Origin of the sequence: Polynucleobacter sp. es-EL-1 (assembly GCF_018687975.1) — a bacterium.
In the GTDB taxonomy this organism is placed as follows: domain Bacteria; phylum Pseudomonadota; class Gammaproteobacteria; order Burkholderiales; family Burkholderiaceae; genus Polynucleobacter.
This window is the reverse complement of record NZ_CP061310.1, coordinates 1,499,724-1,525,261: the sequence shown is the minus strand read 5'-3', so window position 1 is coordinate 1,525,261 and position 25,538 is coordinate 1,499,724. Positions and strand designations below refer to the sequence as shown.

The window sequence follows — 25,538 nt, the reverse complement described above, 5'->3', positions numbered from 1 at the left end:
CTGCATTACCCAATATCGTGAATCTCTTATGCAAAGGGATTCACGATTTGTAGTTTTTTATCGATTACCTGTCGATGCTGCATATCTTCTGAATACAGTCTTTCGCAACCCGCCTGCAGTGCTGCAGCAATAATCATCGAATCATAGTGTTGATATCCATAGCGCCTGGAGACCATTAGTCCAGTTTCAAAGGTATCTATATCTAGAGATCTCACATTGAATGTGGATGTAAATAGATCCAAAAACTCATCTAGCTCAGCATTGGATATTTTTATTTTTCTCAGGCTAGCTGATGTAAATTCATTGAGCACTTGAACGCTAATCACATTGTGCTGCTGTAGATTTTTGCTTACCCAATCTGCTTTTTTGTTATCCGATGACAGTAGGTAAAGCAGGGTATTGGTATCAAAGAATATTTTCTTAGCGTTCATTCAGTTCGGATCTATCAAAGTGAAAATCAGCAGGCATTCGTCCACGAAATTTTCTCAGACCCTCTATCCTCTCTTGAGGAGATGGTTTTTTTCTAATATGAAAATGTTTTTTATCGGCGACCTGAACCTCAATATCATCCCCTTCCTTAAGCTTCAAAAATTCCACCACTTGGGAAGGTAGTCGAATAGCTAGGCTATTGCCCCATTTGGAAACGATCATGATCAATGACTCCTTTAGATATACATATATTAATGTATATCTAATTGGCATGTAAATACAATTCCACCAATTAGATAAGGGGTGGCTTGACCCTTCAATTACAATGTTGGCATAGGGCCCATAGCTCAGTTGGTTAGAGCAGAGGACTCATAAGAAAGAAGCCCTAGGGGTCTTGTAGTTAAGACCTCAATAGATTCAAGAGGTTAGTGGTGAATTAGGCGGTATAAATTCACTACACACCGCTTACACACCGAAGCAAAAACCGAGGTGTGTAGTAAATGCGGTTTTAGTGTGGTTTTGAAGCGGCAAACACCAGCAGCAAGGTGTGTAGTAAAAACAGTTTTAGGGCCCATAGCTCAGTTGGTTAGAGCAGAGGACTCATAGCGAAAGTTGTGCCTTATGCGTGGAAACTGCATAAGGGATGGTGTCAAATTCGGAGAAAGCTAAATGTAGCCAAAAGCTGCACAAGCTAACGCCGAGCCAAGCTTCAGCGTGAAAGTGCTGTTGAAGGTGTAGAGACTAGACGGCACCCATCTAAGTCGAGCAATCGATATGATGAAGGCATAGTCCAGGGAGTAGTGAAAGCTACACAAACCGGAATCCTTTGGTCCCAGGTTCAAGTCCTGGTGGGCCCACCAGAAATGAAAATACCAACCTTCGGGTTGGTATTTTTTTGAGCGTTACTTTAAGTAACGCTTAGGGCAAGCTACACTACTAGTAGAAAACAATAAATACATCAGAAAGTAAAAATATGCGTTGGATTGCAGCTTCTGAAAAAGATGCGAATAATGCAACCCTGGAGAAACATCTATGGGATGCTGCGGATGACTTCCGAGCAAATTCTGGATTGAAAACCCAGGAGTATGCTGGGCCAATACTGGGATTGATATTTTTGAGATTTGCAGAGGCTAGATTCGCCTCTAAACATGAGCAGTTAGGAAAAGAAGGCTCCTCTCCAAGGAGAGTTAGTCGATCCGAAGACCCTACTGCATATTTGGCCGAAGGAATTCTTTATCTGAGCCCAGAAGCTCGATATGACTATTTGCTAACTTTGCCTGAGTCAGAGAATATTGGTGCGAAAGTTAATGAGGCAATGCGTGAAATTGAAAAGCATAACCCTCGTTTGGCTGGAGTGCTTCCAAAAACTTACAACCTCTTTACTAGCTCGTTACTTAAAGGGCTGCTAAAAAAAGTTTCTGAAATACCTGTAAGTTTGGAATTTGATGCATTCGGACGCGTATACGAGTACTTCCTTGGTGAATTTGCTATGACCGAAGGGCAGGGCGGTGGTGAATTTTATACACCCTCAAGCATTGTGAAATTACTAACAGAAATTATTGAGCCATATCATGGACGCATTCTTGATCCGGCATGTGGCTCAGGTGGAATGTTCGTTCAGTCTGCACGTTTTGTTTCGGAACATCAAAAGAATCCAACTGCAGAACTGTCAATTTTTGGCGTTGAAAAAACTGATGACACTGGTCGCTTATGTCGTTTGAATTTGGCGATTCATGGCTTGGAGGGTGATATACGTCACGGCGGCAATACCAATAGTTATTATGATGACCCTCACGGAGCGGTTGGGCAGTTCGATTTTGTTCTTGCAAATCCACCCTTTAATGTTGATTCAGTGGACAAGGAGCGACTTAAAGAGATGGTGGGAGGTGGTCGGAGATTTCCATTTGGGTTACCTCGAGCAGATAACGCAAACTACATATGGATTCAGATGTTTTATTCAGCCCTCAATGCTAAGGGGCGAGCGGGATTTGTTATGGGAAATTCTGCTGCTGACGCAAGATCGTCTGAACGCGAACTGAGGGAGAAACTCCTTCAGGATAAGGTTGTTGATGTGATGATATCTGTCGGATCTAATATGTTTTACACAGTGACACTACCATGTATGCTTTGGTTTTTGGATAAAGGTAAATCGCAAACTCCAAGGGCTAATACTGTACTCTTCATAGATGCTCGTCACATCTACAGAAAAATTGATAGGTCTCATAGGGACTGGACGAAAAATCAAATAGACTTTATATCAAATATTGTTAAGCTATATCGCGGCGATAAAGTTGACTTAGCGCAAGGTGGTGAAGAGCTTAAAGCTAAGCTTGAAGAAATTTTCGGTGCCAAGCCTGTCTATAAAGATATTTTGGGTTTATGTAAGGTGGCTACATTATCAGATATAGAAGCACAAGGATGGTCGTTAAATCCAGGGCTTTACGTTGGAGCCCCTCTTGGTGATGAGACTAGTAGTAAAGATTTTAACGATCAACTTGGGTTCCTAAGTGAAGAACTTGAATTTTTAAATCTGGAAGCGCGGGAAATAGAAAAAAATATCTCATTAAATATTTCCGAAATATTAAGAACTGCCGAATAATGATGGATAAATCATGGAAGCCGATGCGGCTTGATGAACTCGGTTATGTTGGCAGGGGAAAATCAAGGCATCGCCCGCGAAATGATTCGCGCCTTTACGGCGGTGTTCACCCCTTCATACAGACTGCAGATATTATGACTGCAGATCCTTACATCACCGAATATTTGCATACCTATAGCGATTTTGGAATATTGCAGAGCAAGCAGTGGCCTGCTAATACGTTATGCATAACTATCGCTGGGGCTAATACAGCAAAGACTGCAATCTTAAAGTTTCCAGCTTATTTTCCTGACAGTATTGTAGGATTTATTCCTGATCCTCATAAATCTGATTTGCATTTTGTAAAGTACTCATTGGACTTGATGCGTAACAAATTCCTATCAGTATCAAGGGGGGCTACACAAGATAACTTGAGTTTAGATAAGTTATTATCATTCCCCATCTATACGCCGCCCATTGAGGACCAAAAGCGTATTGGTGAAATTCTTTCTTCTTTCGACAATCTTATCGCTAATAATGGCCGTCGCATTAAAATCCTTGAAGAAATGTCACAGTCAATTTATCGCGAGTGGTTTGTAAACTTTAGGTATCCAGGATATGTTGAACATAAAGCAACCCCTTTAGGGGAGACATCACTACCTACCGGATGGGAGGCACGAAAAGTATCAGATTTTGCTGATTTTGAGAGGGGCATTGAACCAGGATCCGACTCTTACATGGATGAGTGGGCGGAAGGATTGGTCAAGTTTCTCCGGGTGGGAGATCTTAGTAAACGTGAAAGCGATTTATTCATTCCACATGCTTTAGCTAGGAATAAGTATTTAAATCGAGATGATATTGCTTTAACTCTAGATGGATCTGTTGGGCTTGTGAGGATCGGTTTGTCAGGCTCGTATTCAACTGGTATACGGAAACTTGTGATTAAAGATGAGAGTAGGCTGGGGTGGAGCTTTGCCTATAACTTGCTTCTTTCTGATAGCATTCAAGATACGATAAGGGCGCATGCAAAAGGAACAACTATTTTGCATGCTGGATCGGCTGTTAAAGCTATGCAGTTTATTTCACCCCCAGAAAGTTTGATAGTTGAGTTTGAGAGGGTTGCTGCGCCAATGCTAAGGCAGATTCTTACACTTTCTTTGCAAATTTCTAAGCTAAGTAAGATGCGTGATCTTTTACTTCTGAAATTATTATCAATCCAAATTAATAATTGAGCTTTTCCTAATGAATGCCCATGCCTATTCTGAAGATCAATTAATTGAGCAGCCATCTATTAATTTATTTGCTTCCTTGGGATGGGAGATACTAAATGCATCCGATGAGGTATTTTCTGGCGATGGGTGTTTTGGCCGAAGCACTAAAAGTGAGGTTGTGTTACTTCCCCGACTACGATCAGCTTTGATAAAGCTTAATAATTCCGATATACAACCTTCATCAATAACTTCGGCTATTGATGAAATTGTTAGAGATAGATCGACAATGGGATTAGCTGCCGCAAACCGTGAAATTTATGAATTCTTAAAAGAAGGTGTTCCAGTTTCAATTCCAGATACTGAGAATGGCGGTCAAAAGACTATAAGAATTAAGGTTATTGATTGGGAAACCCCTGAGAGTAACGATTTCTTGCTTGTAAGCCAGTTTAGTGTGACGGGTTCGCTGTATACATGCCGACCTGACCTAGTCGGTTTTGTGAATGGGCTGCCTTGGGTCGTCATTGAGTTAAAGAAACCGGGTGTTCCAGCCAGGAATGCTTTTGATGAAAATTTAACTCACTACAAAGATCAAGTACCTAGTTTATTTTGGTACAACGCTCTAATGATTGCCTCAAATGGATCCGATAGTCGCGTTGGATCTTTGACTGCTGATTGGGAGCGATGGTTTGAGTGGAAGCGTATTGAGCGTGAAGATGAGCCACGAAGAGTTTCTCTTGAAGTAATGCTCCGAGGTGTTTGTGACAAAGGGCGACTTTTGGATTTGGTGGAAAACTTTACTTTATTCTCGGAACATAAAGCGGGTTTAGTAAAAATACTAGGGCAGAATCATCAATTCATTGGTGTTAATAATGCAATTGCATCAATGCTTGAGGCTCGGGAACTAGGTCACGGTAGAGGCGGTGTCTTTTGGCAGACCCAAGGTAGCGGAAAGAGCTTCTCAATGGTTTTCTTTGCTCAAAAGGTGTTGCGTAAACTTGTGGGTAACTGGACGTTTGCTGTTGTCACGGATCGAGTAGAGTTAGATAATCAAATTGCTGGAACCTTTAAGGCTGTAGGTGCAGTAACTCAAGCCGAAGGCGATAAATGTCATGCATCTAGTGGCGCAGAGTTAAGAGAGTTGCTACGAGGAAATCATAGATATGTTTTTACTCTAGTTCAAAAATTTCAATCTCCAGATTTATTATGTGATCGATCTGACGTTATTGTTATGACTGATGAGGCACACAGGAGTCAATATGACACCCTAGCGCTGAATATGAGATCGGCCTTGCCTAATGCCATGTTTCTGGCATTCACAGGAACACCACTGATCGCTGGAGAAGAGAGAACAAAAGAAGTTTTTGGTGATTATGTTTCTATATATGATTTTCAGCAGTCCGTTGAGGACGGAGCTACCGTCCCTTTATTTTATGAAAATCGCACCCCTGAGTTGCACCTGAATAATCCAGATTTAAATGAAGATTTATACCGCTTAATTGAAGAAGCTGAACTAGATCCCGAGCAAGAATCAAGACTAGAGCGTGAACTTTCTAGGCAATATCACATCATTACAAGAGATGATCGATTAGAGGTTGTAGCTCGAGATATTGTTTCCCATTTTTTAGGTCGAGGTTTTTTAGGAAAGGCAATGGTTGTTTCCATTGACAAGGCTACCGCCCTAAAGACCTTTAATAAAGTTAAAAAGTCCTGGGAGCAAGAGACTACAAAAGTAGAAGAGGTGATTAAACTATTACAGAATGCTGCTGAAGCAGGCGAAACAACACCTAAGCAAGCGCAGCGTGATATTCAATTGGCCGAGTTGAGAAGGCGATTAGATGTTTTAAAGACAACTGATATGGCAGTCATTGTTTCGCCAAGCCAGAACGAAATTTCTAAAATGCATGAGTTGGGCTTAGATATTGAGCCGCATCGTAGACGCATGAATGATTCTCAGCCTCCGCTAGATGAGCGCTTTAAGGATTCCAAAGATCCACTTCGGTTGGTATTTGTTTGTGCGATGTGGCTGACAGGCTTTGATGCGCCAAGTTGCTCCACTGTTTATTTGGATAAACCGATGCGTAATCACACGCTGATGCAGACCATCTCACGCGCCAATCGGGTTTTCCCAGACAAGCACAGCGGCATGATTGTTGATTACGCAAATGTATTTGCTTCTTTGGAAAAAGCATTAGCGATTTATGGAGTTGGTGGTGGTGGCACAAATCCAGTTAAAGATAAGCAGCAATTAGTAAGGGATCTGAAAATTGCCATTAAGGCGGCTTTTGACTTTTGCAATACAAAAGGGGTCAATCTGGAGCGCATAATTTCTTTAGCAGATGGAAGTTTTGAGAGGTTGCAAAGTATTGAGGATGCAATTGATAGTCTGATTTCTCCGGAGTCCTTGCGTAGACAGTTATTTGGTCATGAGCGACTTGTTAATACTCTATACAAAGCGATTAAGCCTGATCCAGCTGCTCTAGAGTTTTTTAATATCGTTGTATGTCTATCCACCTTAGTTGAGGCAATTCGTGTCAGATTAAATCCAAACCCTTCAGACATCTCAAAGATAATGGGTGGTATCAGTGATATTTTGGATGAATCAATTACTGGCTTGGCAATTCGTAAAGAAGGACCAGCAGCATTAGACCTCTCAAAAATTAATTTTCAAGCACTTGCCCAGAAGTTTAAGGAGTCAAAGCATAAAAATACAGACTTAGAGTCTCTTAAGGCCGCCATTCACTCTAAATTGGAAAAGCTTATCCAAGCCAATAAAACGAGGGCTGATTTTTCTGAGAAGTTTGAAGAACTCATTGAAAGTTACAACACTGGTAGTCGGACTATTGAAGAAATATTTGCAGAGCTACTAAACTTTACAAATACTTTAAATGCTGAAGAAGAGAGACACGTTCGCGAGAATATGTCAGAGGAAGAGCTTGTTATTTTTGATATTTTGACAAGGCCTGCTCCTGATTTAACGAATGCTGAGAAAGCAGAGGTAAAGAAGGTTTCTCGTGAATTACTTGCAAAATTGAAAAATTTGCTGGTGTTGAACTGGCGTCAAAAAGAGACTGCTAGATCACAGTTAAAGCTTGCCATTCAAGATGCCTTAGATGATGGCTTGCCCGAGGCGTATACAAAAGATTTGTACCAAGACAAATGTTCAGCGATGTTTGAGCATATATACGAGGCTTATCCTGAGGCTGCTGGAAGGGCAGTCCTTGGTTAGATCCAATGATCTAGATTTGAGTCTCCAAAATGCTCATGTAAAACATCTGTTGCTTCAAAATACTGATCCGAATCAAGGCTGCCTTTAAGAAATGGATAGTTGGTTTGAATTAAGGATGGCGTAATGTCTATAAATGAGCCATCTAAATTCTTAATTACGGAATGGGCAATAAATCTGTAAAAACCGATAGCAGTTAAATCTATAGAAAGCCATCCATGAACTATTTCGCAATTTGGATTGTTTAAATACCACTCGGCGCAGTTGTCGTGACATCTATTTATTTGGGGCTTCCAATTCGGTAGTTCAACATTAACCTTTGGGATATAAATTGCCTCATTCCTTCTATCATAAAGAGCTTTTGCATAATCTCGATGCGCTTTAGATGGAGGTTTTAAGTAGTTGAGATGTAAGCTCATTTTTTAATATAGAATTAATCTTGATTTTTTGCAACATCCCAAGCGTTACTTTAAGTAACGCTCATCCCCCCCAATAAACTCCACTCTTAGCCACAAGTTCTTTTGGCTAAATTGACCTCTATTTTTCAGCCAACTTGGTTGCTCTAGCCTAGGCTCTGAAGCTAAAGTATATGTATGGCAATTAAAAAAGAAAGTACACATCAACTCATACACCGTAACCTAACCCTCTATCAGCGCGAGCATAGCGCCGTATGGCAATGTCGCTATAAGGTGGATAACAAGTGGATACGAGCAACTACTAAAGAAACCCAGCTTGACTTGGCAGTTAATAAGGCTAAAGAGCTATTAGTGGAGGCAGAGATTCGTAAACGCTCCGGTATTCCAGTAGTAACCAAACGCTTTAAAGATATCGCCATGCTGGCAATTGATCGCATGGAGCGAGACTTGAAGGGTGGCTTGGGTAAGTCAATCTACAAAGACTACATCCGCATCATTAATGAGCACTTCATACCTAGTCTTGGGCAAAGACTCATAACCAATATTGACTACGACGCCCTGCAGCAGTACTACGATGACCGTGAAGCCAAGTATGGATTAGCGCTATCCAATAGCAATCGTAAGACTCAAAACGCTGCATTTAACAGGGTATTTGATGAAGCCATTGTTCGGGGTTACTTAACCGAGAGCAATCGTCCCAAGTTAGATGGCAAGACTAAAGAGAGTGTGCGTCGCCCAGCATTTGAGCTGCATGAACTCAGAGCCTTACTAAAACTACTAGGTCCATACATAGAATCAGGTAGAACTCGGGATGTGCGTGAGCGCCGTGAGATCCTGAGAGATTATGTGGAAATGCTGGTAGATACAGGAGCAAGGCCAGGCATTGAGTTGCTTGATATGAAATGGAAGCAAATCCGCTTCATGATGAACCCCATTAGCACCGTGACAGATCAATTGGATGAAGAAGGCGAAGTTATTGAAATTCATAACTTAAATAGAAGTTGTGAAATGACAGTAAAAGGTAAAACAGGGCAAAGGCAGATTATTGGGCGACTACCTAGCGTCAAGGTGCTAGAGCGTATTGCGCTTAGAAATTATGGGGTAGCTAGCTCAATTAAAGATCCTTTAGCTGGGCTGATTAAACCCACCAATGATGACTACATCTTTAGAGCTAAAGATGGTAGAGATTTAAGTGATGTTTTAAACCATATGTTTGATAACTTCTTATCAGACCATGGCTTACTAATAGATCCCAAGACCAATCAAAAGCGTGTGTTCTATAGCCTACGCCATACCTATGCCACATTAGCACTTACTCACGATATGGTACCTATTCATACGCTAGCAAAACAAATGGGTACAAGTGTATTAATGATTGAGCGGCACTATAGCCACTTACAGGTAATACAGGCTATTGAGCAATTACGTGGTGTAAATACTAGAAAGCTGATTGAGGCGGATGGCAAGGCTACTGATAACTATCCTAGCAGGAAGCGGGCAGCACGAGAGCTGCGGATGGTTTAAGTTTAACAAGAATTTCCTGGTCAATTTTAATGATTTAGGAGTATTGCTATAAACCAATTTTGGAAAGGTATTGCTGATTTCTTAAAATTATTAGCTGGTAAAAGTTAATGCAGCAGAAAATAAATTTTAGTGAGTCGAGACTGCCAATAATGGAGGTTAATATAGATAGCATTAGAGTACTAGACGGCATAAAAAATAAGATTTAAAGCAGATGTTTCTTAAGGAAAATTTATGAAATTAGTTACACCAAGTTGGCACACGGGATCGTGGACGACTAAAAATCAAGAAATGCTAATAGAAGAATTAAAAGACGCTGAGAAAGAGAGAAGTTTAACTAATGACGAGCAAGAATGGTTGAGGCAAGTTCAGCATGTTGCGTAATGCCAAGCTTTCATTGCAAGGACGAGGTTAACTATATTGGTTTTAAATATGTCTATCTTGAATTAATAATTTCTTGCGCTACTTCGTCTGGATTCCATGTTCGACAGTTATCAATCGCTTTTCTGAAATCGCTGATAAATGTAGCTTTATCCTCCACTACTTCGAATAGCATATCTAACATTACAGTTCCACCAATTTCGGATGAATCGGCATCTTCATCTAGATTACCTTCATCAATGTTGATTTCCCTTGTTTCTTCTGGATAGGCTTTAGAGATTATGTATTGTGCACAATCATAGTGATCGCCCTTAATGAGTCCATTATCCAGAGAATCTGACAGATATTGATACAGCTTTTCAAATTCAATTTGAAGTTCTTCAGGTGAATTGCTCATATAGCACCTTTCCAAGAGAGTGGAAAATGATTAATTAAGATGAATATATCGTAATCTTAGCGCCATCTTGTATCTGCACTGCAATTGACCCTTGATTCTTTTTTCTTAGTACTGCAGCTAGCGCATCATTAAATGATCCATAGGTACCAATGCCGATCCAAGCGGAGTATGGGTTATTGGGCTTATGTAATGCTCTAAAGGTTTTTGACATTGAGTGGCTTTCTAATTGATTGAGGGTAGTTTGAGCGGCCTGTATCTTTTGCCTAGCTCGTTCAGCCTTAACTGCTGCCTGTGCTCGTTTAGCCTGATCTTTAAGAGCTTTGATTCGTGCTTGTGCCGAGCTTAATGGTTTAGTTGGACTAGATTTAAATTCATAAAATCGCATACTGATATTTAGCTGCTGACTTTTAGTGACTAATACTCGGTAGGAAGCATTAAGATCCAACGCTCACTATCCCAGCACGCATACAGCACTATGGAGTCCAAGGGGAAGGTCGTATAGGCAATCTTCTGTGTGGCTAGTACGTTGCCATTGCCATCGTCTAGTTGTAGTTCAGCCTTATCGTTATAGACAATTAACTTGCAGCTGACAAATACTTCTGCTTTTGGTAAATGAACAATATGACTAGCTATGGCATCCATCAGCCAATAGCAGGCCGCTTCTTGTGCCAGAAACTGGGCGCCATCCGTTAGAAAGACTTTAGGCCATAGAGGGTAGTAGTACTGCGTTCCATAAAATTGCTCCAAATGATTCAAAAGCTGGGTTTTAGATGGATTCATTTTTGCTATACCTCACAGTCATTTATTTATGAATGCGGTTTGCGTATTGGAATCGGTCAGAACCTTACTCTTTTGACTCGTTTTCGGGATTTTCAATTCAAAGCGGCTGCGCAGCTGTAAGCTTGCTGCCTCAATGGCCGCATCAAACGTGCCGATCTCCGCTTCACGCTTGAGTAGTTCTAGAACTTCAATGACGTTAGCAAGATTAGTGGCCTCAACTGCGGTTTTGCCATTAGCTAGATCTAAAAGCTTGCTGCCATAAAAAACATTGATACAAAGTGTTCCAGTGTTGCTGGTAAACCACCAAGGTTTGATACGTTTAGGCTTTTCGATGCTCTTGATATTGCCTTCTAGATCCTTAACGTTTTTGTAGCGCTTTACGACAAAGTCTTTACCGCTATGTTTTGCTTTGGCCAATTCCAGCTGTTCCCATAACTTGCTAATCAGCTTGTTTCTACGCTGCACTACAGGGGGCTGGTTTTTAGGCCTTTTTGCATCGGTCAATTTGAAGGTATTCAGGTTCTCTAGCATTGCCATCATGTTCTCCATCAGTTGAGTTAAAAATGCCTGGACAACACAACAATATGATCAGAAAACCCCTTTGGACAACCGAAAAAAGGCCATTCTTGAGCCCCTTTTAGGTCTTAGAACACATATCTACTTTTTTTACCGATCTTTATGTTCAAGCTAAATAAATTCATAAAAAGCAGTAAAAAAACAGTAAGGCTTAAAGGTTGGCACGCCGAAGGTAATAGTGCTGCGAAACCCGTTCTGATGTGTGACGGTACGCAATTCAGAACCCTTACTATCTGGCCTCATTGCACTACCCAAGACCCTGTTTTGGATGCTTTAAACGACGCCCCTGTGTGGCAGTACCGTTTGCGATGTTGTATTGGTTGGTAGCGTAGAAATACGTGAATGTAGGCTTAGAAGTATTTAGGCTGAAAGTGAGTGGGAAAGCCAATGAGATAAACCCACAAGCTAGTTTGTAAGGGTTCCTGATATAGACCGCAAATTAGCTGCGTATGACGGCACGTAATAGGTGATAGCAATACCTACCTATCTTGCACTAGCAAGTTGTGTGTATATCAGTTGAAAACCTCAGTGAAAGAGGCTTGCATGAGTTGAGCCCTTTAACAGGGCTTGGCTTGTGCTTCCTAGTGAAAGAGAATATTTAATAATTAAAAAAAGAAAAAATGTGCCAAGCGGTAGCGAAGGCACAAGCGAGCCTAGCTCGCTATTAAATATCTATCAAATAGATCAATTATTAAGTTGAATTGCGTATGGTATTACTCTTTGATGTTTGTTTACCCATTCAATTAATCCATTTTGTAATGCAATTCTAGAGAGATTTTCTTGGGTAATAGGCATATCCTTAGCCATAGCCTCTTGATTAATCCTTTTTAGATATCGACTTTCTTTGTATTGGCTTTTGATAATATCAAGCTCATTATTGATAAGATCGCCAAAAGGCTGATATTCAGGCTTAGATAAAAATTCTTTTCCAGTTATAGATATGAGCCAGTAATACATTTCCGGCATTTTTCCATGTTGGTGTGAAAACCTCAAAATATGGGCTAAGTGTTGTTTAGCGTCTTTACCAGTAATTTTCCTATAGACGTCTATATAACGAGTAGACGATCTTGAAAGAAATGGACCAAGTAAACGTTCGGGACTATTGGGATTTTGCATATCAAGGCCTTTAGTAAATTTGAGCTATTAATGCTTTCGAATAATTGTGGCAGATCTGCCACGAAATACCATCAAATTCCATGATTTTTCCACTCAACACATTAGTTACGTTAAGTGTTGAGTGCTTGTAACCATTTGAAAATCAAGCGATTATTTTTCAGTCATTTTCACTTGAAAAACCCATCAATCTGAGTGTATTAGTGGCCATTTTCGGTAGGAATATGGCAGTTTTGACTACAAAATATAAGTACATAGATGGCAATACAAGGAGAGACCATGGCACAAGCAAAAACATTAAGTGATGCAGAATTACAGCGAGCACTAGACTACGCAGCGAGCACCAAAGCAGCAGTGCGTAATCGCGCAATACTGCTGTTAACGCACTGGGCGGGTATGCGAATAGGTGAAGTAGCAAGTGTGCGCTACAGCGACGTTTTAAACGCGGATAAACAGGTGTTAAGCGAGATTCACTTAGCTGCAAATCAGACCAAGGGCTCTAAAAGTAGGGTAGTGCTGTTATCAGAGCGTATGCAACAGGAACTTGCCATCTATATCGCAGCGCATCCACCAAAAGACATGAATCGTCCATTGTTCCCCACACAAAGGGCTTTGGGATTCACACCAAACACCTTAACGCATGTGATTAACGGCTTATATCGTCAAGCAGGGCTTAATGGCGCTACTAGCCATAGTGGTCGCCGTGGCTTTTTGACACGACTCAGTGAGAAGGGGGTGTCAGTAAGGGTCATGATGCAGTTGGCAGGTCACAGTCAAATGTCCACCACGCAGCGCTATATTGATACTCGTCCCGATATCCTGCGTAATGCGGTGGAGCTGATTTAGCCTACTTTGATTTTGTAGGTTTACCTGCTTTAAGCTGCGGATACCTTGCCTGTAATCGCATAAAAACAGCATCCAGATCAAATGCGGGCAGGACCAATTTGGCCGAACTAGGAAACTGTCCTCGCGCCGCCTGCTCTGCAACGCATTTGGCCTTGAGTAGATATCGACTTGTCAAAATACTCAAATGAATCTTAGCGTCAGCATCTTGTAAGCGTTTTTTATTGAGTGTAATTTCTGTTTGGGCATATTTTTGGCTCACGCCCGCATGCTTCCCAATCCGCCATAACGGTAATTGAGGGTACTGGGCTCTAGCCATCAATATGCGCAACATGATAAAGAGTGGCGCTGAGCGTAAGCGTTTGGCTACAAGTGGCTTGATAGCCCTTTGGGACTTAATAGGTAAAGGAACTGCCTCAGCATCAATGAGTTTAGAGATATACGCGAGTAATATCCTTTTAGGTTGCCCAAGAGGAACTGCCAGCAGTAAAGCCGGTGGATTGCCCTCACTGGCTCGCTGTTTATTAAAGTAATGCTCTAGCGCTCGTCCGAAGAGGGGTTCATAAGACTCTCCTTGACTGATGCCGGCTATCTTCTTAACGATGGGTTTGTTATGGGGTGATCCATACATAGCTAATCCTCGATTGGCCCACCACTCTTCAAATGAACATTGGAATATGTCGCCGTATTCATCGTACGTCGATAGCACTCGCGCGAAGTCACTAATTACATCGCGCTCTGCTTGTTTGGTGAGCGGTTTATCCGTATCTCGGTAAAGCTTAAGAATGAGTGGAGCTTGTTTTGATGGGGCTATCTTCTTAGTTCTAATCTCATGCGCTAAGGCATAGCTTGGGCTAATCCGCAAAAATTCCACCATCAGCATGACATAGCCCTGGATACCTTTAGTCGACCAATCTTTGGTGGTTCGCCCTGGAATAGTGGTTTTTTTAGGTGCTGTAGCCATTCAAATATATTAACACTTAAAGGTGACAATAAACAGGCAAATCAAATAGTTGCTAATAGATTCTACACTCATTTCATGGATCGAAACACAGTGTCTAGACCATAAATGAGGAGAATTAAAGATGAGAAATACAGTGAAATTTGGGATGGTCAGTGCAGACAAAATCATGTTGTCCGGCACTGGAATTAAATTATTAGATGTTAAGTACACCATTGAGGAAGGCTTAAGCCAAGAAGAATTGGCGCTTTATACAAAAGCCATTAACAAGATCAGTCAAGGGGAAAAACTAAACCGCAAAGATTTAAAGATACTTGATCGCATAGATCAACTCACCATGGACGTGCATGGTATCTGCTTAAAGGATTCGAAGGTGACCAAGGCGCGCATAAAAGCAGCCAAGCGCTACGGTATGCAATTTATTGATCGGGATGGTTTGGTCGATCATATGAATATGGCCTTGGGGCTTACGGACGACTCGAGTGAAGAAGAGGCTTTTTTTGACCCAATCATGGAATGCCTAAATGCCAATATGTGCTCGGACTGCATGAATAAAGTACATCAGGCGGCATTTAAGATCGCCAATCAAATTCCGCTCACAGAAGACGATGTCTGGATTATGCAAGAGGCATCGAGCATCGTATTTGAAGAGCTGGGTTTTTCGTTTGATGGCTCTGAAATTGGGGATGCATTAATCGAGGCTTGCGATCACTTGGGCATCAAATACAACTGCCATTCAGAAATGAACTCGGATAGCCCGATACGCTCAAATGCTCATCGCTATCACTAATTGTAAAAAAGCAGCGCCGCTATTGGCGCTGCATAAGAAAACCAAATAAGGAAACAAAAAATGAAAAAAAATGAATTAGTAGTGAATAAATCACTTATTAGTAAGGCTGAAGAGTTGGCCATGGAACATGATCTATTTAATGACCAATACATAGTGACTGGTAGACGAAAGCTCTATGAGCTATTGTCAAAAATAATGGAATTGGCTCAGCAGTTTGAAGCAAGTCCAGATAAGGAGGATCTATTTTTTAACCTACGGTATAGACTTAAAGAGGCAAACATTAAGGTGCAAGAAAATACCAGCGATGTTGCCTTACTTGTCAAATACATTACGAGAGCTGATCGTAAAACGGCGCACGTCTACACCAGGGCGATCGAGACTGCTATGGCGTGCCATTTTAAGGCAGCCGAATTGCCGCAAGTAATTATTGAGGCAGGCGGCTTAGAAAAAATGCGTCTTGCTGGGGTAGATGATGAGAAGGTAGACGAGCAGCAACAGATTGAAGATGAGCGTTTAGAGCTTACGCGTACTTATTTGCAGTCGCGTGGCTACTTTCCATTTGCAAAGTTTGCTGCGCCAAATCAGTTCGATGGAATTAATAACGACAACTGCGAATTTGAGTATGTGGTGTGTACTGTTAGTAATGGGCACTACAACGTCGTCTGTAAGTTGCCGGCTGAAGTCGAGCTCGAAAACTATGCGCTTAAAAAATTAAGTGCTTATCTATGTAAAGACATGGATAAAGCCCGAGAAGCCATTGCCAAAATGCGAATTAAGGCAAATGAAGAGCGAGAAAAACTCAATCAAGGTGGTCGTACCGTAGAGCAGATTGAGCTCGTTAATGAAGCCGCTGTAATCTAAAAAGGAAATATCATGAACTTAGCTTTTAATGCCGCACTTAAAAACGATGTTAATCAAGTAATTAATGCATTAAAGAAACACAAAAGCGTTATTTTGCAGTTTGAGCATCTTTCGCCTGAGGTGCTGATTGATACGCCTCAGCATTACCGCGCTAGGTATACAGATCGGCATGGCGACTATGAATTTGAAATCACTAAAACCAGTGCTGGGTGGAAAGTCACTAGCTCGGGAATGGTGATCGGTACATTTAAAGATGCTGATTTCATCAAGTGGGACTTTGAGTCGCAGCTAGCAAAATACACACCTAAGGTGCTAGGCTAGGAGGTAGCCTCTGTGAATTGCAACCGTTACGTAAAGTAACGGTTGCTTTCGGGGGGGGCATAGGCTATCAAAGTTGTCTGCTCCTTATATCCTTGCCCTATCTATCCTAGGAGTAAATCTTTGCTAGCAATTTTTTCTTCTAGTGTTTGAAGGGTGATATAGACAAGGGTGCCATTACTCTTTTCAATAGCCAAATAGCCATCTCCTGTGGATTTAGCTTTATAAGTACCGACAACTAGCGGCGTGAAGCCGTCATCAGCTCCATCGCTTAATCGTTTGCGGGCATTAAAGCCCTTTAATATTTGGATATTCATATGTTATGCATTTTAGCGAATACATCGTACTGTAAAAAAAAGGGGGGGGTGATGACCATTACTCCAATGTCATCTGCTCTCATAACCAGAGAACCTAAACTAGACCTAAACGTCACAAAAAGCTAGCTTTTGAGACTAAAGGTTGGGTTTGGAGTTGTAGGCGTTACTTTAAGTAACGGTTGGGGATGCTAGAAAGTGTGTAGGCAATTACTGCACATTTTCTACAGCAGCTCAATCCCAACGCTTTTCATCACTAAGGAAAATAAGCCAAAACAGATAACTGCCGCTACTACACACGTGGCCATGGTCATCCAGAAGCCTAGCTTTGGAAGTAGGTATGGAAACAGTAAGAACATTGGTAAGGTAGGTATTACATACCAAAAGGTGTAATAGGCATGGTTTGCTATCTTCTCTTCAGATTGGTTTTCAATATATAGCCAAGTAAGTGTTAGTAAAGTCATCAGTGGCAGAGCTGCTATAAAGCCACCTAACCTATCGCTCCGCTTAGCTATCTCAGAAATGAATACAACCATTCCTGCAGTGAGTAAGTATTTGGTAATGATCCAAGCCATTTGAGCCTTAGGAAGAAATAGTTGTGGAATAGTCTAAAGCAGAGTCAGATATCCTAAGCCCTTTTTTGATTCCGCCCCGGACCGCCAAGAAACACTAAAATCGTCCTGCGTAGGTGTTTTACTGGTATGAGCTGTTGGTAACATCTTTATCCAAAGCTAATCCATTAAGCGTTTTGAGAAAGCTCATAATGCAAAATACTAAGAAATATGCTGTAATAGAAACATGAGAAAAATCCTGATAATTCTGGCCCTGCTAGCTTTATCGATACAAACCTCCTATGCTACGGTTTCTGCTTACTGCCAAGAAGAGCAGGCAGCAGCTTCTCATGTTTCACATCACGAGCATGAGAAGCCAGTCAGTATTGCCTCAGCTAGCGATTCTGCAAGCTACGATTCTGATTGTGGGGTCTGTCATTTGGCGCATTCTCCAGCATTACATTCCACTTTTACCATTTCAATTGCCACTACCATCTTTCATTATGAAGATGCTCGAGTGGAGTTTTTAGTCAATATTTCTCCTCCCCCTCCTGAAAAACCCAATTGGCTCGCTCTCGCCTAAGTTAGCGAGAGCCTTAACCTAATTCTTCTTCTCTCGCTAACTCTGTTTTGAACAAACAAATGGAGTTTTTATGTTGCGAGAGTATTCGGGCGTAGTTCGTCGCTGCGTCATTCAATTTACTGGATTGGTTTTTATATTGGGGTCGCCAATAGCGCTGGCTAATGGCGAGCGCAAAGCCGAGTCGGCCTTAAAGTCCTTCTATGAATCTTCATGGGAGCGCCAACCTGACTATAAGTCCTATCAGTATCGAGTAGAGGCCGCGCTTGCTAAGCAAAAAATTGCTAGCAGCCTTTTGGTAAGCCCAGCTTCGGTGGAAGTGTCGCAAAAGACCGATAGAACTAACAGTAATCAAGGCGCTAGTGAAACCATACTGGGTTTAGATATCCCCCTTTGGTTATGGAATGAGCGGTCAAGCTCAATTAATTTAGCGGATGCAGAATATAAAAAGCTTTTGTCTCAATACTATCTATCCCAATTGAGAGTTGCGGCCGAAGTAAGGGATGCCTATTGGAATTACCAGAAATCAAAAATTGAGTCTGATTTAGCGCTACGCAGAAATGAGAATGCAAAGAGCTTAGCTCTTGATGTTGAAAAGAGATTTAAGGCTGGAGACTTATCTCGCGCAGATCTTCATCAGGCTAATGGGGCTCTCGCATCATCAGAAGCTTTTTTGGTCGAAGCGCAGGCCAACGTCATTAATGCTGAGCAAAGGGTGCGTTCTTTATTGGGAAGTGAGTATCTCAAGAAAATTCAATTCGGTGACATTGCTAAAAATATTGAACCGTTACCCAAGGTTCCTGAAAACCTGTCAGGACTAGATTCTAGTTTGCCAATCGTTGCAGCACTTGTAGACCAGTTAGAGGTTGCTAAAAAAGCGGTTGACTTAGCAAAGTCTCAAACTCGGGCATCCCCACAATTGCAAGTATGGACTACTAAGGGCCGTGAAGTCTATGGCGTTCCCTATCAGCAATCAGTTGCTGTTGGATTAAGAATTCCTTTTGGCTCTGATGCTCGCAATACCAATAGATTGGCCAGCGCTACAGCTGAGATGGTCGATTCAGAGGTTCGATTGTCCTATGAGCGAGAGTCTGCATTAAGTAATGTGGAATCAAATGTGGCTTTGGTGAAGTCGGCAAAAATGAAGCTTGGCGCTGCAGATAAGAGGTCTAACCTAGCCAATGAAACACGTCAATTTTTTGACAAATCATTTCGCTTTGGTGAAACCGATTTGCCCACAAGACTACGTATTGAGCTAGAAGCAGTGGATGCAAATAGACAGGCTGCGATTGCAAAAATCAATTACGCAGTCTCAGTTTCAAATTTACGACAGGCCCTTGGCCTGTTACCAGAGTAAGGTCACTTTAACTATGAATTTATTGAACAAATATAGTCAGTTGGCGTCAAAACTATTAATTGCGCTATCTCTGACAATTGCATCGGCAGCTTATGCAGGCCCTGGTCATGGGGAGGAAAAACCCACCACTGCACAAACTCAAACATCACCTCGCTTTTATGCTGAATCTGATCTCTATGAGGCGGTAGGAGTGATCAATGGTAAGGAAATCACGCTCTACCTAGATCGCTACTCCTCCAATGAATTGGTCAAAGGAGCTAAGGTTGAAATTGAGCTTGAGGGCTCTAAAATTAGTTCAGAGCCTCATGGTGATGGAGAGTATCTCTTTCGCCTAAAAAATAAAATTAAGGATCAGCCTACTGCGATCACCATCACGATTAATGATGATGTTACCGACATACTAGCAGCCACTATCGATCTAAGTTCCTTTGAGCACTCCTCATTGATCTCTTGGAAATCAGCAATAAAAATCTTGCTTTATTTCAGCCTCTTGATGGCAATTGCCTATTTTTCTTATCGCAAGAAAGAGGTGTTGATGACGCATGCAAAAAAATTAATCAAACAAATCAAGGAGCGGGTATGAATCGCAAACATAGAGATTTTGTATTTCGCCCCTTTATCCTTATTGGTTTATCTGTGGCGCTATTTGCTTTTAAGGTTCATGCTGGGCCGGGTCATGGTGAGTCGGAAGTATCCCAAGTTCAAGGCGACGCTCCGAAAAGACAGTCGGACGGCAGTCTTTTTATTCCCAAGCCTGCGCAACGCCAGTTACACGTGATGACAACTCCTGGCCAGTTCGGCGAATATGCCAAAACCTATGATTTAGCTGGAAAAGTCATCATGGATCCTAACTTTGGCGGTAAGGTGCAAGCGATTGTTGCTGGCCGTATTACGCCGGGACCAGCTGGTTTTCCATTGCCCGGACAGAAGATTAGTAAAGGCGATGTCTTGGCGTATGTAACGCCAGAGGCTGGCCCAGGAAAATCAAGATCACTTGCGGAAAGTCGACTAAAGCGTTTGCGAGATCTTAGCGATACGGTTCCACGTAAGACTATTGAAGAGGCAGAAGCCGCGGTTGCTAATGAAGAATTAAGAGCCCCAGTCAGCGGAATTATTTCTACTACGGGTGTCGTGTCTGGCCAAGTAGTACAAGCAAGAGATCTAATCTTTGAGGTTGTTAATCCATCCAAGCTATTAATAGAAGCGCTTGCCTACGACTCAAATCTGAGTAAGAACATTGCTGATGGCAAAGTGGATGTTAATGGCAAAGTGATTGAGCTCAAGTATCTCGGTGGTGGACAGACCCTCAGAGAGCAAGCCTTGCCTCTTACTTTTTCTGCTAAATCGGATGATCTCCAATTTTTACCCATAGGTCAGCCCATTCGAGTATTTGTAAATACCGATAGCAAGGTCACTGGAGTAAAGGCGCCCTCAAAATCATTAGTCAAAAGCAGCTCGAACCAAACAATTGTCTGGATTAAAAAGTCCCCAGAAATATTTGAGCCCAGAACAGTTATATATGAGCCTTTAGATGGTCAGAACATTGTTATCACTAGCGGTATTAAAGATGGTGAACGAGTCATTACTGATGGGGCATCCCTCATCAATCAAATTCGTTAAGGACTAAGACATGTTTACTTGGTTATTAGATTTCAGCTTAAAAAATCGCATGATAGTGATTTTGCTCAGTGCTATATCTATGGTCTATGGTGCTTACACCTTAAGCAAGATGCCTGTGGATGTCTTTCCCGATCTGAATAAGCCTACTGTCACCATCATGACTGAGGCTGGCGGAATGGCTTCAGAAGAAGTTGAACAACTCATTACATTCCCACTCGAAACCGCTATGAATGGTTTACCGGGAGTAGAAGCCATTCGCTCAGTATCTAGTGCTGGCCTTTCTTTCATATACGTTACTTTTGACTGGTCTGTAGACATCTATCGCGCTAGGCAAATGGTTTCAGAAAGACTCTCATCTATGGACGGAGCAATTCCGGATGGCATTGTTTCGCGCATGGGGCCCATTAGTTCAATCATGGGTGAGATCATGCAAATTGCCATTCCGATTGATGAATCTAAGATTTCATCCATGCAGGTTCGCGAGTATGCTGATTGGGTTTTGCGACCCAGATTGATGGCTATCCCCGGGGTAGCGCAAGTCATTCCTATTGGCGGGCAAGTTAGGCAGTTTCAAGTACAACCTAATACTCGTCGTATGGCGGAGCTAGGCCTTAGCATATTGCAGATTGAAGATGCATTGCGGGGCTACTCTGCAAATACGTCTGGTGGATTTCTTGAGTCTAATAATCGTGAGTATCTCATTCGTCATATAGGGCGAACTTCTAGCCTTGAAGATTTAAAGAACATTGCCGTATCGAACCGCAATGGACAAACAATACTTTTAAGACAAGTTGCAGATATTACTTTTGCACCAGCAGTTAAGCGAGGTGATGCCGGTTATGAAGGTGGGCCAGCAGTCATTCTAGGTGTACAAAAACAACCTTCAGCAGATACGGTAGTGCTAACAAAAAAGATTGAATCAGCTATTGCAGAATTAAAGCAGGGCTTGCCAACTGGCATGGAAGCTCCAAAAGTAACATTTAGGCAGGCGAGCTTTATTGATGCATCCATTAGCACTTTAGAGGGTAAGCTCATCGGCGCATCAATCTTTGTTGCTGTAGTGCTGTATTTCTTTTTAGGAACAATTCGCCCGGTCCTCATCTCATTAACAGCAATTCCAGTTTCAATTCTCTTAACTGCCCTGGTTTTTAAGTACTTTGGTTTATCAATTAATACGATGACCTTAGGAGGCTTAGCCATTGCAATCGGCGGCCTAGTTGATGATGCAGTAGTTGATGTGGAAAACGTGATTCGTCGCCTTAGAGCAAATCTAGATAAAGCATCTTTAGATCAATTAAGTCCACTAGCGATTGTGAGAGCCGCCTCGCTTGAGGTAAGGACCGGCATTATCTACGCTACAGCCATCATCGTTTTGGTATTCATCCCATTATTTGCATTACCAGGTATAGAGGGGCGACTATTTGTGCCTTTGGGTATTGCATTTATAGTCTCTACTCTTGCATCACTTTTAGTTTCAGTGACTATCACACCAGTACTCTGCTTTTATCTGCTGCCCTCAATGCAGTCCCTGAGGGATCACGATACAAAGATTGTCACTTGGCTTAAAAGCCATTATGAGTTTCAGTTATCAAGGTTGTTAGCGGCGCCTAAAAAGCCTCTGATGTATGCTTTTGCATCCGTCATCGTAGCTGCTGCCAGTGTTCCCTTTATGGCGAGCTCATTTTTACCGCCCTTTAACGAAGGGACTTTACTGATCGGGCTGCGTTTAAATCCTGGTGTCTCACTCTCTGAATCGGCAGGCCTAGCCAGCCAAGCAGAAAAGTTAGTCAGGCAGGTTCCTGAAGTGACTTATGTTGGACGCAGGAGTGGCCGCGCAGAATTGGATGAGCATGCAGAAGGTGTACATGTGAGTGAGTTAGATGTTGGTTTAAAGCCTGCGGGAGATTTAGATCGCTCCATGTCTGAGATACAGGCAGATATTAGGTCAAGATTAGTTAACTTACCCGCTGCAATTGCAATCGGTCAGCCAATCTCACATCGAATAGATCACATGCTTTCAGGAGTTCGGTCACAAATTGCGATTAAGATTTTTGGAGATGATTTAGACGTGCTGCGTAGCCAAGCCGATCTTTTGAGATCCAAATTAGCGGGCATTGAAGGCTTAGTTGATTTAGAAATAGAAAAGCAGGTTTTAGCACCACAAATTAAGGTGCGAATTGATTACGATAAAGCAGCGCAATACGGAGTTTCAACTTCTCAGATTATGGCCACCTTGCAGGGCATGGTTGAGGGGGAGAGACTCTCGCAAATTATTGAGGGTAATCGACGGTTTGCCTTAGTGATCAAGCTACCAGACTCAGCAAGAAATTTAGAAGGTCTTGCTGATATCTTGATTGATACGCCAAATGGAAAAATCCCACTCTCAAAAATTGCCAGCATTGAGGATGGGGATGGCCCAAATCAAATTAGCAGAGACGGCGGTAAGCGAAGAATTGTCTTATCGGCTAATGCCTCCAAGCGTGCCTTGTCAGATATCGTGGCTGATATTAGAACTGTGATCTCTAATCAGACTCTTCCAGAGGGGTACTTCATTACTCTAGATGGCCAATTTAAAGCGCAAGAAGAGGCATCTAAAGTAATTGGTTTGCTATCAATTGGATCATTTCTTTTGATGTTTGCGGTTTTAAATAATCGCTATAAGTCCATACGCTTATCTTTAATGATTATGTCTAACATTCCATTGGCTATGGTCGGAGCAGTGATTGGTTTATGGATTTCAGGCCAGCCACTCTCGATTGCTGCATTAATAGGATTTATCACGCTAGCAGGAATATCTGTGCGTAACGGAATCTTAAAAATTAGTCATTACCTGAATTTGATGCAGTCAGAGGGTGAATCGTTTAGCCTGGCAATGATTATTCGCGGATCAATTGAGCGCTTAAGTCCTGTACTAATGACAGCTTTGGTCACAGCTTTTGCCTTGGCGCCATTGTTATTTGAAGCAGAGCGTCCTGGTACAGAGATATTGCATCCAGTAGCAGTTGTTATTTTCTCCGGGCTCCTCAGTTCTACCTTATTGGATACTTTTTTAACGCCAGCCATGTTTTGGCTTTACGGGAAAAAAGCATCTGAAATAGCCTTGAGCAATATGAAAACTAACGAAGTATTTTAATTTAAAGGGGTTTATATGAAATCAATGATGTTGATTGCAACCTTGCTCATCAGTTTTACTGGCTTAGTTCAAGCTGGAGCTGGCCATGAATTAAAACCAATGCATGGCGGTGTCATAGTAGAGGCTAAGGACATTGATATTGAATTGGTTGCAAAGCCTGATAGCTTGTCGCTGTATTTGACGGACCACGGTAAACCGATACCTATAGATGGTGGGACCGCAAAGCTGACAGTCTTAATTGGATCAGATAAAAAAGATTATGAGCTACTGCCTAATGAAGGGAAATTGGAAGTGAAAGGTAATTTCGCTATTCCCAAGGGTGCTAAGGCCATAGCAGTTATCAAGATAAAGGCGAAAGTGATTACAGCAAGATTTAATTTATAAGTTAAATCACCTCAATCTAGCCTATAGATTGGGTTGTTGTGAAGTAATCGGATTGCTATCGTTGATTGGTGGAGCCATGTTCCGCCAAGGTCCGCCTTTGGGTCGATGGCGGTCATTGGCTAATCAAGCGTTACTTTAAGTAACGCTTATTAACCACTCAAAAAGTACTTTGGAGCAACGAGGTGTTAGATGGTTGCTCCAAAAATCCTGTGGTTTAGAAAACCAAAGAGTGAGTCAGTGTTTCTTCTGCTCTGTTTAAATTAGTCACACAAATACTCACACACCGATAAACAGGCGACGTAAGCTCTTGAAATCCTAGTGGTTTTCTTTGGATATCTGCTCTCATAACCAGAGAACCTAAACAGGACCTAAACGTCACAAAAAGATAGGCTTGTGAAGAAAATGATTGGTTTGGTCATTTGAGCGTTACTTTAAGTAACGCTGGGTATGCTCAAAAGTGTGTAGGCAATTACTACACATTTTTCAATGGCGATGCCAATAGATTGTTGTCTGAGGGGCTGCTTCCGGCCAGTAGCGGACGGTAGAGTAAAGGATTGAAAATCCTTGTGTCGGTGGTTCGATTCCGCCCCGGGCCACCAAGATTCTATAAACCACCTTCGGGTGGTTTTTTCATGCCTAGCCCCTTAGTTTTAATCACGTCATACTTCAAACATAAATAACCAGTAGAGTGTTAACTTAACTTTTAAAGGGGATCTACATGAATCGTATTAAGGGCGTATTAATTAGTTTGATCGCTGCTGCTACATTAGCTGCATGTGCGTCGATGACGGGCGGAGCCATGGCGCCATATACCAAAGTAAATGATGGCATGTTAGTAGGTAGTAATAATATGACCCTGTATACCTTTGCCAAAGATGCGGCTGGTTCAGGTAAGTCTATGTGTAATGGCCCATGTGCCACCAACTGGCCACCACTATTAGTTGATGGTAGTCCAGCAGTGTCTGGCGATTATTCTGTAATCACTCGTGATGACGGCAAAAAGCAATTAGCATTCAAAGGAATGCCCCTGTATTTCTGGGTTAAAGATACCAAGCCAGGAGATAAGACTGGAGACGGCTTCTTAAATGGTGCTTGGAAAATTGTGAAGATGTAATAGTAGCAAGCAGGATTAAGCATCCTAGGCCCAGGCCGATTCCGCCCCGGGCCACCAAGAATCTCAATAGCCCACTTGTTGGGCTAT

Annotated in this window: 27 protein-coding genes; 16 read left to right on the top strand and 11 right to left on the bottom strand. The window is 42.0% G+C overall.

Annotation, left to right across the window (positions count from 1 at the left end; all coding sequences use genetic code 11):
* Positions 1 to 26: 26 nt before the first annotated feature.
* Both FD974_RS07865 and FD974_RS07860 read right to left on the bottom strand, forming a co-directional pair.
* On the bottom strand, positions 27 to 431 hold the full coding sequence (locus FD974_RS07865) for a PIN domain-containing protein (RefSeq protein WP_215364098.1): 405 nt from the start codon (positions 429 to 431) through the stop codon (positions 27 to 29).
* Positions 421 to 651, bottom strand: coding sequence for an AbrB/MazE/SpoVT family DNA-binding domain-containing protein (locus FD974_RS07860; protein ID WP_215364097.1), 231 nt, complete (start codon positions 649 to 651; stop codon positions 421 to 423). Before FD974_RS07860 ends, FD974_RS07865 begins: the two co-directional genes overlap by 11 nt.
* A gap of 751 nt (positions 652 to 1,402) precedes the next feature.
* On the opposite strand from FD974_RS07860, the gene FD974_RS07855 reads away from it, so the two are divergent.
* Genes FD974_RS07855 through FD974_RS07845 form a run of 3 tightly spaced genes read left to right on the top strand, consistent with a single transcriptional unit; the run spans position 1,403 to position 7,444 of the window.
* On the top strand, positions 1,403 to 3,028 hold the full coding sequence (locus tag FD974_RS07855) for a class I SAM-dependent DNA methyltransferase (RefSeq protein ID WP_215364096.1): 1,626 nt from the start codon (positions 1,403 to 1,405) through the stop codon (positions 3,026 to 3,028).
* Positions 3,028 to 4,239 (top strand): restriction endonuclease subunit S, encoded by a 1,212-nt coding sequence (locus FD974_RS07850; RefSeq protein WP_215364094.1) that lies wholly within the window; start codon positions 3,028 to 3,030, stop codon positions 4,237 to 4,239. Before FD974_RS07855 ends, FD974_RS07850 begins: the two co-directional genes overlap by 1 nt.
* Positions 4,240 to 4,249: 10 nt before the next feature.
* The gene (locus FD974_RS07845; protein ID WP_215364092.1) at positions 4,250 to 7,444 is read left to right on the top strand and encodes a type I restriction endonuclease subunit R; all 3,195 of its coding nucleotides are present in this window, start codon (positions 4,250 to 4,252) and stop codon (positions 7,442 to 7,444) included.
* Here FD974_RS07845 and FD974_RS07840 read toward each other — a convergent pair.
* A complete protein-coding gene (locus FD974_RS07840; RefSeq protein WP_215364090.1) occupies positions 7,441 to 7,860 on the bottom strand; it encodes a hypothetical protein in 420 nt (139 codons plus the stop codon). The two genes, FD974_RS07845 and FD974_RS07840, sit on opposite strands and share 4 nt — an antisense overlap.
* Positions 7,861 to 8,034: 174 nt before the next feature.
* Here FD974_RS07840 and FD974_RS07835 point away from each other — a divergent pair, with 174 nt between their 5' ends.
* Positions 8,035 to 9,381: a hypothetical protein gene (locus FD974_RS07835; protein WP_215364088.1), complete on the top strand. Its 1,347-nt coding sequence runs from the start codon at positions 8,035 to 8,037 to the stop codon at positions 9,379 to 9,381.
* Positions 9,382 to 9,612: 231 nt separating this feature from the next.
* Positions 9,613 to 9,762 carry a hypothetical protein gene (locus tag FD974_RS07830; RefSeq protein WP_215364087.1) on the top strand — a complete coding sequence of 50 codons (150 nt, stop codon included), beginning with the start codon at positions 9,613 to 9,615 and terminating at the stop codon, positions 9,760 to 9,762.
* Between the two features lie 52 nt (positions 9,763 to 9,814).
* Here FD974_RS07830 and FD974_RS07825 read toward each other — a convergent pair whose 3' ends face one another.
* The 5 genes from FD974_RS07825 to FD974_RS07805 form a co-directional block, all read right to left on the bottom strand.
* Positions 9,815 to 10,156, bottom strand: a complete 342-nt coding sequence (locus FD974_RS07825) for a hypothetical protein (protein ID WP_215364086.1) — start codon at positions 10,154 to 10,156, stop codon at positions 9,815 to 9,817.
* Between the two features lie 34 nt (positions 10,157 to 10,190).
* Positions 10,191 to 10,541, bottom strand: a complete 351-nt coding sequence (locus FD974_RS07820) for a hypothetical protein (protein ID WP_215364085.1) — start codon at positions 10,539 to 10,541, stop codon at positions 10,191 to 10,193.
* A gap of 29 nt (positions 10,542 to 10,570) precedes the next feature.
* Entirely contained in the window at positions 10,571 to 10,936 is a 366-nt protein-coding gene (locus FD974_RS07815) for a DUF6876 family protein (protein ID WP_215364084.1), read from the bottom strand.
* A gap of 18 nt (positions 10,937 to 10,954) precedes the next feature.
* Positions 10,955 to 11,476, bottom strand: a complete 522-nt coding sequence (locus FD974_RS07810; RefSeq protein ID WP_215364083.1) for a DUF6641 family protein — start codon at positions 11,474 to 11,476, stop codon at positions 10,955 to 10,957.
* 720 nt (positions 11,477 to 12,196) lie between these two features.
* Complete coding sequence (locus tag FD974_RS07805; protein ID WP_215364082.1) at positions 12,197 to 12,628, bottom strand: hypothetical protein; 432 nt, start codon at positions 12,626 to 12,628, stop codon at positions 12,197 to 12,199.
* A 276-nt stretch (positions 12,629 to 12,904) separates the two neighbouring features.
* Between FD974_RS07805 and FD974_RS07800 the strand changes: the two genes are divergently transcribed.
* Positions 12,905 to 13,471, top strand: a complete 567-nt coding sequence (locus FD974_RS07800) for a site-specific integrase (protein WP_215354682.1) — start codon at positions 12,905 to 12,907, stop codon at positions 13,469 to 13,471.
* Between the two features lies 1 nt (position 13,472).
* Here FD974_RS07800 and FD974_RS07795 read toward each other — a convergent pair whose 3' ends face one another.
* On the bottom strand, positions 13,473 to 14,432 hold the full coding sequence (locus tag FD974_RS07795; RefSeq protein WP_215364081.1) for a hypothetical protein: 960 nt from the start codon (positions 14,430 to 14,432) through the stop codon (positions 13,473 to 13,475).
* A 121-nt stretch (positions 14,433 to 14,553) separates the two neighbouring features.
* Between FD974_RS07795 and FD974_RS07790 the strand changes: the two genes are divergently transcribed.
* The 3 genes from FD974_RS07790 to FD974_RS07780 are packed head-to-tail and all read left to right on the top strand — an operon-like array spanning position 14,554 to position 16,401.
* On the top strand, positions 14,554 to 15,219 hold the full coding sequence (locus FD974_RS07790) for a hypothetical protein (RefSeq protein ID WP_215364079.1): 666 nt from the start codon (positions 14,554 to 14,556) through the stop codon (positions 15,217 to 15,219).
* A 60-nt stretch (positions 15,220 to 15,279) separates the two neighbouring features.
* On the top strand, positions 15,280 to 16,080 hold the full coding sequence (locus FD974_RS07785; protein ID WP_215364077.1) for a hypothetical protein: 801 nt from the start codon (positions 15,280 to 15,282) through the stop codon (positions 16,078 to 16,080).
* A gap of 12 nt (positions 16,081 to 16,092) precedes the next feature.
* Complete coding sequence (locus FD974_RS07780) at positions 16,093 to 16,401, top strand: hypothetical protein (RefSeq protein WP_215364076.1); 309 nt, start codon at positions 16,093 to 16,095, stop codon at positions 16,399 to 16,401.
* 101 nt (positions 16,402 to 16,502) lie between these two features.
* On the opposite strand, the gene FD974_RS07775 is transcribed toward FD974_RS07780, so the two are convergent.
* Together FD974_RS07775 and FD974_RS07770 are read right to left on the bottom strand one after the other, a co-directional pair.
* The gene (locus FD974_RS07775) at positions 16,503 to 16,715 is read right to left on the bottom strand and encodes a hypothetical protein (protein WP_215364075.1); all 213 of its coding nucleotides are present in this window, start codon (positions 16,713 to 16,715) and stop codon (positions 16,503 to 16,505) included.
* Between the two features lie 221 nt (positions 16,716 to 16,936).
* On the bottom strand, positions 16,937 to 17,287 hold the full coding sequence (locus FD974_RS07770; RefSeq protein ID WP_108469576.1) for a DUF3147 family protein: 351 nt from the start codon (positions 17,285 to 17,287) through the stop codon (positions 16,937 to 16,939).
* A gap of 223 nt (positions 17,288 to 17,510) precedes the next feature.
* Between FD974_RS07770 and FD974_RS07765 the strand changes: the two genes are divergently transcribed.
* The 7 genes from FD974_RS07765 (at position 17,511) to FD974_RS07735 (ending at position 25,451) form a co-directional block, all read left to right on the top strand.
* Positions 17,511 to 17,846, top strand: a complete 336-nt coding sequence (locus FD974_RS07765; protein ID WP_159074842.1) for a hypothetical protein — start codon at positions 17,511 to 17,513, stop codon at positions 17,844 to 17,846.
* A gap of 70 nt (positions 17,847 to 17,916) precedes the next feature.
* Positions 17,917 to 19,200: a TolC family protein gene (locus tag FD974_RS07760; RefSeq protein ID WP_108469574.1), complete on the top strand. Its 1,284-nt coding sequence runs from the start codon at positions 17,917 to 17,919 to the stop codon at positions 19,198 to 19,200.
* A 13-nt stretch (positions 19,201 to 19,213) separates the two neighbouring features.
* Positions 19,214 to 19,783, top strand: a complete 570-nt coding sequence (locus tag FD974_RS07755; RefSeq protein ID WP_108469573.1) for a hypothetical protein — start codon at positions 19,214 to 19,216, stop codon at positions 19,781 to 19,783.
* A complete protein-coding gene (locus FD974_RS07750) occupies positions 19,780 to 20,820 on the top strand; it encodes an efflux RND transporter periplasmic adaptor subunit (RefSeq protein ID WP_108469572.1) in 1,041 nt (346 codons plus the stop codon). Before FD974_RS07755 ends, FD974_RS07750 begins: the two co-directional genes overlap by 4 nt.
* A 10-nt stretch (positions 20,821 to 20,830) precedes the next feature.
* The gene (locus FD974_RS07745; RefSeq protein WP_215364074.1) at positions 20,831 to 23,953 is read left to right on the top strand and encodes an efflux RND transporter permease subunit; all 3,123 of its coding nucleotides are present in this window, start codon (positions 20,831 to 20,833) and stop codon (positions 23,951 to 23,953) included.
* A gap of 15 nt (positions 23,954 to 23,968) precedes the next feature.
* Positions 23,969 to 24,337 carry a hypothetical protein gene (locus FD974_RS07740; protein WP_108469570.1) on the top strand — a complete coding sequence of 123 codons (369 nt, stop codon included), beginning with the start codon at positions 23,969 to 23,971 and terminating at the stop codon, positions 24,335 to 24,337.
* A gap of 718 nt (positions 24,338 to 25,055) precedes the next feature.
* The gene (locus FD974_RS07735; protein WP_015422222.1) at positions 25,056 to 25,451 is read left to right on the top strand and encodes a hypothetical protein; all 396 of its coding nucleotides are present in this window, start codon (positions 25,056 to 25,058) and stop codon (positions 25,449 to 25,451) included.
* Positions 25,452 to 25,538 lie beyond the last annotated feature (87 nt).